The 13422-nt window shown below is 71.4% G+C and carries 14 protein-coding genes; 4 read left to right on the forward strand and 10 right to left on the reverse strand.

Annotation, left to right across the window (positions count from 1 at the left end):
* Window positions 1-16 precede the first annotated feature (16 nt).
* The gene (locus AMK18_RS07015; RefSeq protein ID WP_073862074.1) at window positions 17-967 is read left to right on the forward strand and encodes an Lrp/AsnC family transcriptional regulator; all 951 of its coding nucleotides are present in this window, start codon (window positions 17-19) and stop codon (window positions 965-967) included.
* A gap of 10 nt (window positions 968-977) precedes the next feature.
* On the opposite strand, the gene AMK18_RS07020 is transcribed toward AMK18_RS07015, so the two are convergent.
* Genes AMK18_RS07020 through AMK18_RS07030 form a run of 3 tightly spaced genes read right to left on the reverse strand, consistent with a single transcriptional unit; the run spans window position 978 to window position 4417 of the window.
* Window positions 978-1748 (reverse strand): phosphatase PAP2 family protein, encoded by a 771-nt coding sequence (locus AMK18_RS07020; protein ID WP_073862075.1) that lies wholly within the window; start codon window positions 1746-1748, stop codon window positions 978-980.
* Window positions 1749-2702: a YihY/virulence factor BrkB family protein gene (locus AMK18_RS07025; RefSeq protein ID WP_073862076.1), complete on the reverse strand. Its 954-nt coding sequence runs from the start codon at window positions 2700-2702 to the stop codon at window positions 1749-1751.
* Window positions 2702-4417: a diacylglycerol kinase family protein gene (locus tag AMK18_RS07030; RefSeq protein WP_073862077.1), complete on the reverse strand. Its 1716-nt coding sequence runs from the start codon at window positions 4415-4417 to the stop codon at window positions 2702-2704. Before AMK18_RS07030 ends, AMK18_RS07025 begins: the two co-directional genes overlap by 1 nt.
* Before the next feature lie 188 nt (window positions 4418-4605).
* Here AMK18_RS07030 and AMK18_RS07035 point away from each other — a divergent pair, with 188 nt between their 5' ends.
* Both AMK18_RS07035 and AMK18_RS07040 read left to right on the forward strand, forming a co-directional pair.
* Entirely contained in the window at window positions 4606-4986 is a 381-nt protein-coding gene (locus tag AMK18_RS07035; protein ID WP_018104965.1) for a VOC family protein, read from the forward strand.
* A gap of 48 nt (window positions 4987-5034) precedes the next feature.
* Complete coding sequence (locus tag AMK18_RS07040; protein ID WP_018104964.1) at window positions 5035-5466, forward strand: SRPBCC family protein; 432 nt, start codon at window positions 5035-5037, stop codon at window positions 5464-5466.
* A gap of 11 nt (window positions 5467-5477) precedes the next feature.
* On the opposite strand, the gene AMK18_RS07045 is transcribed toward AMK18_RS07040, so the two are convergent.
* From AMK18_RS07045 to AMK18_RS07060, 4 genes are all read right to left on the reverse strand, one after another.
* Complete coding sequence (locus tag AMK18_RS07045; protein ID WP_073862078.1) at window positions 5478-5966, reverse strand: flavin reductase family protein; 489 nt, start codon at window positions 5964-5966, stop codon at window positions 5478-5480.
* Window positions 5967-6078: 112 nt separating this feature from the next.
* The gene (locus tag AMK18_RS07050) at window positions 6079-7362 is read right to left on the reverse strand and encodes a phosphatase PAP2 family protein (protein WP_274535262.1); all 1284 of its coding nucleotides are present in this window, start codon (window positions 7360-7362) and stop codon (window positions 6079-6081) included.
* Between the two features lie 291 nt (window positions 7363-7653).
* Window positions 7654-9456, reverse strand: coding sequence for a cellulase family glycosylhydrolase (locus AMK18_RS07055; RefSeq protein ID WP_073862080.1), 1803 nt, complete (start codon window positions 9454-9456; stop codon window positions 7654-7656).
* A gap of 142 nt (window positions 9457-9598) precedes the next feature.
* Entirely contained in the window at window positions 9599-9943 is a 345-nt protein-coding gene (locus AMK18_RS07060; RefSeq protein ID WP_073862081.1) for a hypothetical protein, read from the reverse strand.
* Between the two features lie 119 nt (window positions 9944-10062).
* Here AMK18_RS07060 and argJ point away from each other — a divergent pair, with 119 nt between their 5' ends.
* Window positions 10063-11256 carry a bifunctional glutamate N-acetyltransferase/amino-acid acetyltransferase ArgJ gene (gene argJ, locus AMK18_RS07065; RefSeq protein ID WP_073862082.1) on the forward strand — a complete coding sequence of 398 codons (1194 nt, stop codon included), beginning with the start codon at window positions 10063-10065 and terminating at the stop codon, window positions 11254-11256.
* A 51-nt stretch (window positions 11257-11307) separates the two neighbouring features.
* Here the strand turns inward: argJ and AMK18_RS07070 are convergent, their stop codons facing one another.
* The 3 genes from AMK18_RS07070 to AMK18_RS07080 all read right to left on the reverse strand — a co-directional run bounded on the left by AMK18_RS07070 (window position 11308) and on the right by AMK18_RS07080 (window position 13251).
* A complete protein-coding gene (locus AMK18_RS07070; protein WP_073862083.1) occupies window positions 11308-11676 on the reverse strand; it encodes a DoxX family protein in 369 nt (122 codons plus the stop codon).
* Window positions 11677-11679: 3 nt separating this feature from the next.
* A complete protein-coding gene (locus AMK18_RS07075; RefSeq protein ID WP_241836472.1) occupies window positions 11680-12279 on the reverse strand; it encodes a TetR/AcrR family transcriptional regulator in 600 nt (199 codons plus the stop codon).
* A gap of 81 nt (window positions 12280-12360) precedes the next feature.
* On the reverse strand, window positions 12361-13251 hold the full coding sequence (locus AMK18_RS07080; RefSeq protein ID WP_073862085.1) for a TIGR03620 family F420-dependent LLM class oxidoreductase: 891 nt from the start codon (window positions 13249-13251) through the stop codon (window positions 12361-12363).
* Window positions 13252-13422: the final 171 nt, after the last annotated feature.

Here is a 13422-nt window from a genome sequence, read left to right on the forward strand (position 1 = left end):
GGCCTACACTGCCCGGATGGAATCGGTCACGCTGGACGCACTCGACCTGCGACTCCTGCACGCCCTCCAACTCGACGGCCGCGCCCCCTTCAGCAGGATCGCCGAAGTGCTCGACGTCTCCGACCGCACCGTCGCCCGGCGCTTCGGCAAACTCCGGGCCGCCGGCATCGCCCGCATCGCCGGAGTGACCAACAGCCACCGCCTCGGCCACGCCGAATGGCTCGTCCGGCTGCGCGTCCCGCCCGCCCGGAGCACCGCACTCGCCCGCGCGCTGGCCCACCGCCCCGACACCGCCTGGGTGGCCGTGCTGTCGAGCGGCACCGAGATCGGCTGCGTCTTCCGCGTCGCCGGGGAGGGCCCCGCGCCGCTGGCCGCGCTGAGCCGCCTGCCGTACGTCGGCCACGTCGAGGCACACCGCGTGCTGCGCCCGGTCATGGAACGCCGATGGTCCGGCCGGAACCTGGCGCTGACCGACGACCAGATCACCGCGCTCACGCCCGAGCCGGCCGCCGACCCCACACCCGTGGAGCTGACCGACCTCGACCGCCGGCTGCTGCCCGCCCTGGCCGCCGACGGCCGCGCCGCCTACCCGGACCTGGCCCGGCGGATCGGCTGGTCGGAATCCGCCGTACGCCGACGGCTGCACGAACTGCGCCGCATGGGAGTGCTCCAGCTCGACGTCGAGATCGACTCGGGCCTCTTCGGCTTCTCGGTGCAGTGCATGCTGCGGCTGTCCATCGCGCCCGGCAGCCTCGCCCAGACGGCCCGGGCCCTGGCGGAGGACGCCGAAGCGGCCTTCGTCGGCACCATGACGGGCTCCCACAACCTGGTGGCCGTCGCCGTCTGCCGGGACGCCGCGGCCCTCGACACGTATCTCACCGAGCGCGTCGGCACGCTCGGGGGCGTCGAACGCGTGGAATCCGCGCTGGTCACCGCCTACTTCAAGCGGGCCGCCCCGGAGGGCTGAGAGCCGCTCCTCAGCGTTCCGGGGCCGTGCCTGTCAGTTCGGGCTCAAGACCCTCCGTCATCTCGCTGCGCCCCAGCCCGGATTCGGCGCGCCACGCCTCGAAGGCCCAGGCGGTCCACGCCACCACGGCGAGCCCCAGCAGCCAGCCGCCGACCACATCGCTGAACCAGTGGACACCCAGCGCGACCCTGGTGAAGCCGACACCGAGCACCGACAGCCCCGCCACCGCCCAGCACACCACCCGGCCGCGCCGGGGCACCAACGGCAGCAGGACGAGCAGCAGCACCGCGAACGTCGTCGTGGCGGTCATCGCGTGCCCCGACGGGAACGAGAAGCCCGGCGCCCGCGCCACCGGATCCTCCAACGACGGCCGGGCCCGCTCGACCACGACCTTGACCAGGAGGCCCGTCAGCCCCCCGGCCACCGCCGTGACGGCGGACCAGGCCGCCAGCCGCCAGGCCCGCCGGTACAGCAGCCAGCCGGTCAGCAGCCCGACCGCGCAGCGCAGCGTCAGCGGGTCCCAGACCCAGTCCGACAGGAAGCGCAGCGCACTCGTCCAGGCCGGGTGGTCGAGCGCCGTGCGGTGCAGCCGGCCGGCCGCGCCCGAGTCCAGCGCCCGCAACGGCCGCCAGTGCCCCTCCACCAGGACCAGCACCAGCGCGAACGGCACCGCGGACACCGCCGCGACGGCGGCCGCCCCGAGCAGGCGCACCCCGAACGCGCGGTCCGCCGCCCGGCGTCGGTGCTCCCGCAGCAGGCGTGTGGTGGCTCGTACAACCATTCATGCTCCCGGATCATCTTGAATCGGCCCGGGCCGGCGGGCGCGGGCAGCCTCCAGCTGCGCCGCGAAGGACAGCCCGAGGAACAGGGCTATGGAGGTCAGATACGCCCACAGCAGCAGCGACATGAAGGCGCTCAGCGGGCCGTAGACCGTGTCGAAGGAGCCGCTGAGGGAGAGGTACTGGCTCAGCAGATAGGTGAGCGCCGTCCACAGCACCAGGTAGAGGGCCGCGCCGAACGCCAGCCAGGTGTACCCGGGCTGGTTGCGGCGCGGGGAGCGGCGGAAGATCGCGCTCGCGGACATGAGGGCCAGCAGCAGACCGATCGGCCAGCGCAGCAGGTCCCAGGTGAACCGGGCCGTGTCACTGAGGTGGTACACCGTCGCGGCGGCCGTGACGAGGTCGCCGCCGACGACCATCAGGATGAACCCGAGCCCCAGCGGGATGCCCGCCGTCAGCGACATCACCAGGCCCCGGAAGTACTTCTGGTGGAACGGGCGGTCGCGCTCGACCCCGTAGATGCGATTGGCCCCGCGCTCTATCTGGCACATCGCCGTCGTCACGTTGACCAGCGAGAACAGCAGGCCGAACCAGAGCGTGAGCTGAGAGCCCTCACCGGCCCGCCGACGGCTGCGGTCGAGCGCGTCGTCCACCACGTCGGCGCTCGGCCCCGCCGCGATCCGATGGATCGTCAACTCCGCCAGCCGGCCCACGTCCTCGGTGTGCAGCGTGGCCGAGAGCCCGACGAACGCGATCACCAGCGGTATGACCGCCAGCACCGTCTGCAGCGCCAGCGCCCGCGAGTGGCTGAACCCGTCCGCGTAACGGAAACGTACGAACGAGTCACGCACCAGCGGCCAGCGTCCGTAGCGGCGCAGCGAGGCCAGGGCCTCGTCCGCGGTCAGCTCCTCGCCCGCCATGTCACGGGTCTGCGGGACCCGGGTCGCCGTACCCATCACTCGCCCCCCGACGGCAGGAGGACGGTGAGCGCTCCCGGGCGCACCTCGGCCACGAGAAGGCGGCCCCGGTCCACCGGGTCGCCGTCCAGCTCCCTCGACTGCGGTGACGCGAAACGGAGTTCGGCGCGGCGGAAGGTGAAGTACTCCACGGGTGTGTCCGTGGAGCCGCCCGGCTTCGGACGCCCGCGCAGCACCGCGCCGACGGCACGCACCCAGCCACCCGGGCCGTGCGGATCGAACACCGCCAGATCCAGGAGCCCGTCATCGGGCTCGGCGGACGGGACGAGCGTGGCCCCGCCCTGTACGTCCCCGATGTTGGCGACCAGCACCATCCGTGCCGTACGGCGCAGCACCGGCCCGTCGTCCAGCCGGATGGACACCGACATGCGCGGTGCCCGCAGACTGCGCAGCCCGGCGACCACGTACGCGGGCCAGCCGATCGCGGCCTTCGCCGCACTGTCGGTGTTCTCCAGCATGGCGGCGTCCAGGCCCGCCCCGGACATCGCGGTGAAGTGGGTGGCGGGCAGGCCGTCGCCCTCGATCCGGCCGAGGTCGATCCGGCGCTCGGTGCCGGTCAGCGCGGCGGCCAGCGCATCGGCGGGCGCCACCGGCAGGCCCAGGTTCCGGGCGAGCAGATTGCCGGTGCCGCATGGGACCACAGCCAGCGGGACGCCCGTCCCGGCCAGCCGGTCGGCCGCCGCCCGGATCGTCCCGTCGCCGCCGCACACCACGACGAGCGACGCGCCCTCGCGCACCGCTGCCGCCGCCTGCCCGCCGCCCGGGTCATCGGCGGTCGTCTCCACGAACTCCGCGGCGTGCCGCCCGTGCTGCTCCAGGACGAGCCGCAACGTCTCGCGCTGCTCCTCGTCGGTCACCGTCGGGTTGACCACGACCACCGTCCGGCCCGCGATCCGCTCCGCACGCTCGGCGGCCGCCTCCTGGGCGATCTCCATGGCGTTCGAGGGGACCGGCGCCGGGCTGGTGCCCTCGGCCAGCAGGGCGCGGCCTGCCACCAGCAGGGACAGGGCGCCGTTCAGCATGCCGCCGAGCACGTCGGTGGGGTGGTGCATTCCCCGGTAGAGCCGGGCGAGCCCCACGAGCAGCGGGATGAGCAGCAGCAGCCCGGCGAGCACCTTGCGGCGCCGGCTCCGGCCGCCGGGGAGGAGGGCCAGCACGGCGAGACCCGCGTAGAGGGCCGTCGCCGCTCCGGTGTGCCCGGAGGTGTAGCTCGCGGTCGGCGGGGACGCGTCGAGCCGGTCCACATCGGGCCGGTCGCGGTCCACGCATATGGTGATGACCAGGAACACCAGGGACTGGAGCGAGACGCCGACGGCGAGGAAGACGGCCTGCCGCCACCTCGGGAGCCGGGGCAGCACCACCAGGCCCAGGCAGACCAGGACCGTGATCACGATGATCGTGAGGGTGTTTCCGGCCTCCGACGCGACGAACGACATGTCGGTCAGCGGGCCGGTCCGCAGATGCTCGAACCCCTCATTGACCTTGTCCTCGACGCTCAGCGGCCAGATCGAGTGCGCGGGCCCCGTGATCAGGAGCCCGAGTCCCACCATCAGAGCGGCCTGGCAGACGGTGAGCGCGGCGAGGCGCAGCCCTGCCGTGCGGACGCCGGTCGTCAGGGCGGGGGAGCGGCCCGGACCGGCGGGGACCTGTGCCCCCGTCGGCGGCACAGGTCTCTCCGGCTGGGTGGCAGACATGGTTCCCCCTCTTCGGTGGTGGGGAAGGCTTCGGCCTTCCGGTGCACCGCCGTCTGCCCCGTAATCCGCCGGTCAGGCATGGAGCGGGCGCGAGCCACGCAACCACCGGTGACCGGGTGTGACCGGGGAAGGCGGGGGTACGTGGAGCGGCGTCCGGAGAACGAGCAGCCGCGAACAGGAGGACGGTCATGGCGGTGCCGAAAACGGGTCTGCTGGTGCTGGACTGCGCCGAACCGCAGGAGCTGGCGGACTTCTACGCCGTCCTGCTGGGCGCCGAGGTACGTCCCGGTGACGACCTCGACGTCATCGAGGTGGTGGGCGCGGCCGGAATCCACCTCGCCATCCGTATGGACCACGGCTACGCACCGCCGAGCTGGCCGAGGCCCGACGATTCGCAACAGGCCCATCTGCGCATCCTGGTCGCCCGCGAGGACATGGACGAGGCGGAACGGGAAGCGATCGGCCTCGGCGCACGTCCCCTGGACACGAAGGACAACGGCGGCGCACGCGACACCCGCGTGTACTCCGACCCCGCCGGACACCCGTTCACCCTGGCCACGCGCTCCTAGCGCGTGTCCGCCAGTACTGATCGCACCAACCTACGACTAGGAGTCCCCATGTCTTCCTCGATTGTCGAGACCGTCGATATCAAGGCCCCGGTCGCCGTGAGCTGGGCGCTGTGGAGCGATGTCGCCCGCTGGCCCGCCTTTCTGAGCCACGTCCAGCGCGTCGACCCGCTGGACGCGCGCCGGTTCGCCTGGCAGCTCTCCCTCCCCGGTGCCGAGAAGGAGTTCGTCGCCGAACTCACCGAGGTGATTCCGGAGAACCGGATCGCCTGGAGGACCATCGAAGGCGTGCACCACGCCGGGGTCGTCACCTTCCACCGGCTGGACGACGAGTCGAGCCGGGTGGCCCTGCAGATCGAGTACGAGCCCCAGGGTTTCGTGGAATATCTGGGCGCCCTCACCAACCTGGACTCGGTGCTGGCCAATTACGACCTGGGCGAGTTCCAGAAGCTGGCCGAGCGGACGGCGCGGGGCGACTTCTGACAGCCCGGCGCTCAGTCCACGGGGTGGCCCGGCGGGATGTCGATGGCAGCGTTGACCGACAGGAACGGGAAGCCCCCGTCCGCCGGGTGATGCACCTCTTCCGGGGCGAGCAGATGCCCGATGTGGTCCCCGCCGCCGATGCGCCGCTCGACGCGGCCGGTGAACCACGCGGGGGCCTCGTCCAACACCGGCACCCCGCCCGGCCCGGGGTGCCAGGCGACCCGCGCGAACTTGTCCGTGCGGTCGCCGGTCTCGCCGCCGAAGAGCCTGGCCAGGGCGGTCTGGTCGCGGCGGAGCAGGTGGACGGCCAGCCGGTCGGTGCGGGCGGCGATCCGGCAGGTCCGGTTCAGCTCCGACAGCCACACCATGAACCGGGGCGGCCGCATCGAGCACTGCGATCCGAAGCCGACCAGACAGCCGGCCCGCTCACCGTCCGCCTCGGCGGTCACGACATACATCGGATAGTCCAGCGCGTCGGTGAACCGGTCGAATGCGTGCACGGCGGGTCGCTCCTTGCCGGGGCCTCGGGTCTCTGACGGCACCACCCCGCCGGTTCGCGAACCGGCGGGGTGGTGCGAGGCGTCACACGTTACCCAGGACGTGGACGGCGGCTCAGGCCATCTCGGGCTGCGGCTCCAGCTTCGGCACGGCCGCCGCCTTCGGCTCCCAGCGCCGGTCGATCCGTACGTACGCGTAGATCACCGAGCACATGGCCACGAGGACCAGCGGTCCGAACACCCACGGGTAATGGGCCATCTCCAGCGACAGATAGCGGTACGACACCAGCAGCGCGGCGAAGATCGCGGTGCCGTAGGCGACCAGGCCGACGGCCGGGCGGTCCCAGCCGCGGTTCAGCGCGCGCATGCCCGTCTCGATCGTCAGCGTGAACACCACACCGGCGACGAGGTCCGCGCCGTAGTGGTAGCCGAAGCCCAGGGTCGCGGCGAGTGTGGCGACGAGCCAGAAGGTACCGGCGTACCGGAGGAACTTCGGGCCCTTGCGGGAGTGGATGAAGATCGCGGTGGCCCACGCGGTGTGCAGGCTGGGCATGCAGTTGCGCGGGGTGATCTCGTCGAACGGCATGTGGTGCGGGGTGCCGACCGGCACGGCGGTGTCGGGCCACATGTTGGCCACGGCCCAGTGGCCGCCGTCGGCGCCGAACGCGAAGACCGGGCCGACCACCGGGAAGATCATGTAGATGGCCGGGCCGAGCAGGCCGATCACCAGGAAGGTGCGCACCAGGTGGTGGGCGGGGAAGCGGCGGTCCCTCGCCACGTTGCGCAGCTGGTACACCGCGACACAGACCGCGGCGACCGCCAGCTGCGCGTAGACGGCGTTGAGGAAGTGGGTGCCGGCCGAGCCGGTCGCCTCGATGAGCCGCCCCACCACCCAGGACGGGTTGCCGAGCGCGTGGTCGGCGTTGGCCATGTACTGGTCGAGCACCTCGGGGCGGGTCTTCGAGGTGATGACCAGCCAGGTGTCACCGGTCTTCCGCCCGGCCACCAGCAGCAGACCCAGACCGACCCCCTTCAGGAGCAGCATGCGCTCCTGGCCCGTGCGGCGGGTGAGGGCGATGACCGTGACACCGATGATCACCCACAGCGCACCGTTTCCGAAGGGGTGGCCCTCCTTGACCGGGGCGTCGGCCACCCACCTGATCAAGGCGATGACGACGTCGATCCCCGCTGCCACACCGAGCGCGATGAACCGCTGCCTCCAGGTGAGGACCACCATCATCAGCCCCATGCTGGCGTACAGCAGGAAGCCCGATTTCGGGGCGATCACGACTTCTTGGACCTGAGTGGTGACCGGCCCCGGCAGGCCGTAGTGGCGTGCGGCGATCTCCAGTGCGACGAGGAACGCGAGTGTCACCACCGCCGCCGCAGTCCATAGGATCACTTGTGGCCGGCGCCCTGCGGCGAAGGGTATTCGGCGGTTTATTCGCGATATCAATTCTCTGGCCGATGTCCTGGGTTTTGGTCAAATAGGTCGCTTTTCATGCCACATGGCATGGTGTGCGGGCGATGAGGGTGGTCGCCGGGGTGGGATCATGCTAGCCGAGGGGTTTCGACGGGTATTTCGGTGGTCGTGTCCGCGTTCGAAATCGGTGTCCCGAATGCGGTGTAGCCCGCCACGACGGGCGGGCTACGGCGCTCCCTTCCGGAGCGGGTCGTGCGGAGGGGCCGGTCAGGACAGCGTGCAGCTCACGGTCGGGACGGCTCCGGCGGCCGGTGTGCCCTGGAAACCGAAGCCGGTGTGTGCTCCCGCCGCGAGCCCGCCGTTGTAGTCGGTGCTCGTGACGGTGACGGAAGCGCCGCTCTGCGTATAGGACGCGTTCCACATGTTCGTGATCTTCTGGCTGCCGCCGTAGGTCCAGGTCAGCTTCCACGAGGTGGCGGGTGCCGTACCCGTGTTGGTCACGGTGATGTCCACCCCGAAGCCGCTGCCCCAGTCCCCGTTCACCGTGTAGACCGCCTTGCAGCCGGTATTGCCGCCGGAGCCCGTGGTGGTGGCGGTGACGGAAGCCGAGGGTGCGGAGGTGTTGCCCGCCGCGTCGCGGGCCCGGACGGTGTACGTGTACGAGGTGCCGGACGTCACACCGGTGTCGGTGAACGTGGTGCCGGTGGCGGTGCCGGCCTTGGTGGAGCCCCGGTAGACGTCGTAGCCGGTGACCCCGGTGTCATCGGACGCGGCCTTCCACGACAGGGAGACGGAGGTGCCGGTGGTCCCGGTGACGGCCAGGCCGGTCGGGGCCGTGGGCGCCTGGGTGTCGTCATCGCCGCCGCTGCCGCCACCGTTGCCGAAGTCGGGCGCCTTGATGCTCGCGAGGTAGCCGTCCTTCACGGTGTCGACCGAGGTCCAGTCGTCCTTGAGGATGCCACCGGTGTCGCCGGAGTTCGGGTTCCAGGACCAGAAGGTCCAGGAGAAGCTGTCGGCCCCGTACTGGCTGGTGGGCCGCAGATAATCGGCCAGGGCCTTCAGCCACTTCTGGTCGGTGGTGGACTGGAGCGTCGTACCGAACTCGCCGACCCACACCGGGGCGATGTTCTGCTTGAAGATGTAGCCCCAGTACTTGTCCCAGACGCCGGGCATGTTGTCCGGGAACGAGGAGTCGGTGAACCAGGGCTGCTGGGCGACGCTGGTGGCGTAGTCGTGCGCCGAGTACACCACCTTGTGCGGCACGCTCAGCTCCACCGGGTACTGCCCGACGCCCATGAGGTTGCCGCCCCACCAGCCGGACACCCCGTCGACGGTCTGCACACCCTCCACGAAGATCAGCAGGTCCGGGTTGGCGGACAGCACGGCGTTCCCGCCGCGCTGCGCCGCGAGCCGCCAGTCCTTCGTGGTGTCGCCGCAGCCCCAGCAGGCGGGGTCGTGCGGCTCGTTGTGGAGGTCGATGCCGACCACCGCGTCGTTGCCCGCGTACCGGGCGGCCAGCGACTTGAGGTGGGCGAGCCAGGTGGACTCGGGGACGGCGGAGGTGTACCAGAGTGCCGACTGGCCCGCCGAGTCGGGGCGGTGCCGGTCCAGGATGACCTTCATGCCGACGCTGCCCGCGTGGTCCACGATGCGGTCCATCACCTGGAGCGAGTTCAGGCCCGCCAGGTCGGTGTTCATCCCGGCCGAATAGTTGATGCTCGCCGGCTCGGTCCCGGCGAAGATGTCGTCGCTGTAGGGCAGCCGGATGGTGTTGTAACCCAGCGACCGCATCTGGTCGATCATGCTCTTGTAGTCGCGGGACCAGAGTCCGTGGGGCACGTAGTTGGCGGTCTCGAAGCCGAACCAGTTGATGCCGGCGATGCGGACCGGCTGGTTGGCCGCGTCCAGGATCTGCCGCCCGCTGGTGTGCCAGTAGCCGGACCCGGCGGCGGCCGCGCGGGCCGCGTCGGCCGATGCCGGGTGGGCACCGGCGAGGGGCAGGAGCAGGGCCGCCGTGGCGACGGCGACGGTTCGGGCGGCTCTTCGGAAGGTGCGGAGAGGGTGAAGCACGGTGCTGGTTCCTCTCTCGGAGGCGCGGTGCGGGGCGCGAGCGCAGAGTGGGAGCGCTCCCATGTCGCCGCAATAAAAGCGATAGAGCAATGAGCATGTCAATGGACGCGCGGCGTTCATATGTTGAACGCGGTCCGGCGGCTCAGCAGTTGCAGCCGGTGGCGTAGAAGGCGAGGAAGAGGGTCACGCCGGAGGTGAGCGCGAAAAAGCCCGTTGTGAAGGCGGCGACGCCTCGTCGGGGGGTGTCCTTCGGGTCCGTCGGCCGGTCGCGAAGTGTCAGCCAGGCGCCATGGGCGAGGGCGACGCAGGCGAGTGCCGTGCCCGCCACGGTCAGGCGGGGGTTGGCCGCCCAGCTCAGGTAGGCCACGAAGGCGAGGCCGCCGAGCAGTAGGCAGGCGAGGAAGCCGAGCAGCAGTTCGCCGACGGCCTCCATGACGAACTCCCCCAGGTGCTTCGCGACGCTCTTCGCGACCCTTCGCGCTCCCATGGTGGCCCCCTCCTGCGCGTTCTCCGGCTCGCAGGGGAGGACTCGTGGAGGGGTGCGGGGGTTGCCCTGTCGCGAAAAGAGGTGGACGTGCGACTCTCCGCACTGCAAGAATATGCCACATGACGCATGATCATGCATTGCAAGCGGACGGCCGGCCGACCTGGCCCATCGGCTTTCGCGGGTACACCGGCCACGGCGGATTGCGCGACCAGGGGGACGACATCTCGATCGTCGCCTCGGACCGGCCGGCGACCAGTGCCGCCGTGTTCACGCAGAGCCTCTTCGCCGGTCCGGCCGTGCTGCTCAGCCGACGGCACGCGGCGGGGCGCAACCTCCGCGCCGTGACCACCCTGGCGCAGAACGCCAACGTCGCGACCGGGCGCCGGGGCGAGGAGAACGCCGCCGAGGTCGTCCGGCGCGTGGCCGGAATCCTCGGTGTCCCCGAAGGAGAAGTGCTCATCGGCTCCACGGGTGTCATCGGACGCCCCCTGCCGATGTCCACCATCCTCCCGCACTTCGACCGGACCGCCGAGCAGGGCCTCGCCGCGTTCACGGCCGCCCCCCAGGACGTGGCCCGCGCCATGATGACCACCGACACCCGCCCCAAGACCGCTTCCCGCACCGTCGGGCGGGCGCGCATCGTGGCCGTGGCCAAGGGCGTCGGCATGCTGGAGCCCGACATGGCCACGATGCTGGCCTACGTGTTCACCGACGCCGCGGTGTCACCGGCCGACCTCGACGCCGCGCTGCGCGGAGCCGTGGACCGTACGTTCAACTGTCTGAGCGTCGACACCGACACCTCAACCTCCGACACCGTGGCCGTCATCGCCAACGGGGCCGCCGGACCGGTCGACCCCGCGCTGTTCGCCGAGGCGCTGGCCGATCTCTGTCTGGATCTCACCCTGCAACTGGCGAGCGACGGCGAGGGCGCCACCAAGCTCCTGCGCGTCACCGTGGGCGGCGCCCGCGACCGCGCCCAGGCCAAGCGCGTCGCCAAGAGCGTGGTGAACTCGCCCCTGGTCAAGACCGCCGTCCACGGCGCGGACCCCAACTGGGGGCGCGTGCTCATGGCCATCGGCAAGAACACCGGCGAGACCGACATCGCCCCGGACCGTGTGACCGTGCGGTTCGGTGACACCGAGGTGTATCCCGACGAGCCCGAGGCGGACACCCTGGGCAGACTCGTGGAGCTCATGCGCCGGGACGAGGTCGACATCGCCATCACCCTCGGCATCGGCGAGGGAGAAGCAACCGTCTACGGCTGCGACTTGTCCGCCGACTACATCCGCGTCAACGCCGACTACACCAGCTGACCGGCGGGTCCGTCGCCGTGGTGTACGCGCGCACCGCGGCGACGGGCCGGATCACACCCGTACGAAGCAGCCCACCAGCACCGCCAGTGAAACCACCAGCATGCCCAGGCAGTTCACCCAGAACGTCAGGTTCAACGCCCGGGCGCGGATGTGTGCGGCGGCGGCCGCGAGGAAGTAGACCACGATCGCCGCGGTCGTCGTCATGGCCACACCGGGCACCCACAAGCCGACGACGAGACCCGCGACCGAGGCGGTCTTGGCGGTGGTCAGCACCCACCACCACTCGCGGGGCAGCAGGACGCCCTCCAGGCAGTCCACGATGAACTTCGGCGGGCGCAGCATCATCGCCGCGTCACCGGCCTGGATGACCAGCAGAACCACCACCGGCCAAACGGGGGAGGGGAGTTCGAGGATCGACATGGGTCAGTGCCCTTCCTGCGCGGTGACGAAGGCGGCGATGGTCCTGAGCCTCGCCGCCGTCTGCTGGGGTTCGGTCGTTCCGGCGGCGAGCAGCATCAGTTCGCCGAGATAGCCGGCGAACATCACCTGCGCCCCGAGCCGGGCGCGCGCCTCGTCCATCCCGTCGTTCACCATCGCGGCCCTCAGGTTGTCCTCGGAGAGCGCGCGGAGTGCGCCCAGGGCGGCGTTCTCCGGCCTGCCCCGGGCCAGCGTCCGGAAGTACGCGCGGGCCAGGTCGTCGTTCTCGGCGAACAGGGCCAGGAACGGGTCGAAATAGTGCGCCAGGTAGTCGGCGGCGGGCGGTGCGGCCCCCGTCTCCGCCGGTGCGGGAGGGGCCGGGATCCGGTCCGCGATGGCCTGGTCGTACACCAGGCTCAGCAGCGACTCCTTGTCCCCGACCGCCATCACCGCGCCCACCGAAACCCCGGCCTCCGCAGCGATCTGACGCACCGTCGTGCTCTGGAAACCCCGCTCACGAAAGAGCGCGGCGGCGGCCCGGACGATGCGGGCGGCGGTCCGCCGCTTCTGCTCCGCCCGGGTTGAGTGAACGTGTTCACCGAACATGTTCATAATGTACGAGGGCGGCTCCGCCCATGCAAGAGCCCCGGCCCGCAGGCTCGCGGACCGGGGCTCGGGCGCCCTCGGTTACAGCTCGTCGCCGAACGCGTCCGCCAGCTCGCGGTACTCGGCCAGTGGCAGCCCCGTCCTGCCGCCCTCCGTCGTGACCACCTGGAGCGCCACGTGGTCCGCGCCCGCGTCCACGTACTCGCGCGTCCGCGCCTTCACCCGCTCGGCGTCGCCCAGGGCGAAGAGGGCGTCCAGCAGACGCGCGCTGCCCCCGCCGTCGAAGTCGCCCTCCGTGAAGCCGAGGCGCAGCAGGTTCCCGGTGTAGTTGGGCAGCTTGAGGTACATCGCCAGCATCCCGCGCGCCGTGTCGCGGGCCCGGTCGAGATCGGTGTCGAGCACCACGGACAGCTCGGGCGCCAGCAGCGCGTCCGGGCCGAGCGCCTGCCGCGCCTCCGCCGTGTGCGCGGCGGAGACGAGGTAGGGGTGCGCGCCCAGCGCCCGGTCGGACGCCAGCTTCAGCATCTTCGGGCCGAGCGCCGCCAGCACCCGGTGCCGGGGGCCCACGGACGGGTCGGCGGCGTCCAGCGCGTCCAGGTAGGCCACCATCGCGCTGTACGGCTTCGCGTACTGCGGGGCCAGCGCGTCGTGGCTCACCCCCAGGCCGAGGACGAAGCGGCCCCGGGCGCTCGCGTCGATCGAGGCGATGCGGGCGGCCACCTCCTCGGCGGTGTGGTCCCAGATGCTCAGGATGCCCGTCGCGACGGTGACGGTCCGGGTGGCGGCGACGATCTCGGCGGCGTCGTCGGGCGAGGGGCTGCCGCCGAGCCACAGCGTCCCGTAACCCAGCGCCTCGATCTCGGCGGCCGCCTCCGCGATCGCCTTCCTGCCGTCGGCGTCCACCCGCGAGGAGTGCAGGGCTCCGTTCCAGATGCCGATCCGGCCGAACGTCTCACGCTTCTCAGAAGTCATGCCGGGGACAACAGCGCCCGGCGCGCACTATTCCCGCGCCTCCCGCGAATGGGTGGCGCGTCTCCCGACACGCCGTCAGCGGGCTGTGCGCGGGGCCCATGTGGCTCAGTCGCCGCGTGTGCGGCGGCGGCGCCGGGGCAACTGGCGGATATTGGGTGCTCTGCGGCTCCG

Source organism: Streptomyces sp. CB01249 (assembly GCF_001905735.1).
In the GTDB taxonomy this organism is placed as follows: Bacteria; Actinomycetota; Actinomycetes; order Streptomycetales; family Streptomycetaceae; genus Streptomyces.

Coding starts and splice junctions, on each gene's coding strand:
- AMK18_RS07015 (WP_073862074.1), top strand. CDS start 17: ATGGAATCGGTCACGCTGGACGCACTCGACCTGCGACTCCTGCACGCC.
- AMK18_RS07020 (WP_073862075.1), bottom strand. CDS start 1,748: ATGGTTGTACGAGCCACCACACGCCTGCTGCGGGAGCACCGACGCCGG.
- AMK18_RS07025 (WP_073862076.1), bottom strand. CDS start 2,702: ATGGGTACGGCGACCCGGGTCCCGCAGACCCGTGACATGGCGGGCGAG.
- AMK18_RS07030 (WP_073862077.1), bottom strand. CDS start 4,417: ATGTCTGCCACCCAGCCGGAGAGACCTGTGCCGCCGACGGGGGCACAG.
- AMK18_RS07035 (WP_018104965.1), top strand. CDS start 4,606: ATGGCGGTGCCGAAAACGGGTCTGCTGGTGCTGGACTGCGCCGAACCG.
- AMK18_RS07040 (WP_018104964.1), top strand. CDS start 5,035: ATGTCTTCCTCGATTGTCGAGACCGTCGATATCAAGGCCCCGGTCGCC.
- AMK18_RS07060 (WP_073862081.1), bottom strand. CDS start 9,943: ATGGGAGCGCGAAGGGTCGCGAAGAGCGTCGCGAAGCACCTGGGGGAG.
- argJ (WP_073862082.1), top strand. CDS start 10,063: ATGACGCATGATCATGCATTGCAAGCGGACGGCCGGCCGACCTGGCCC.
- AMK18_RS07070 (WP_073862083.1), bottom strand. CDS start 11,676: ATGTCGATCCTCGAACTCCCCTCCCCCGTTTGGCCGGTGGTGGTTCTG.
- AMK18_RS07075 (WP_241836472.1), bottom strand. CDS start 12,279: ATGTTCGGTGAACACGTTCACTCAACCCGGGCGGAGCAGAAGCGGCGG.
- AMK18_RS07080 (WP_073862085.1), bottom strand. CDS start 13,251: ATGACTTCTGAGAAGCGTGAGACGTTCGGCCGGATCGGCATCTGGAAC.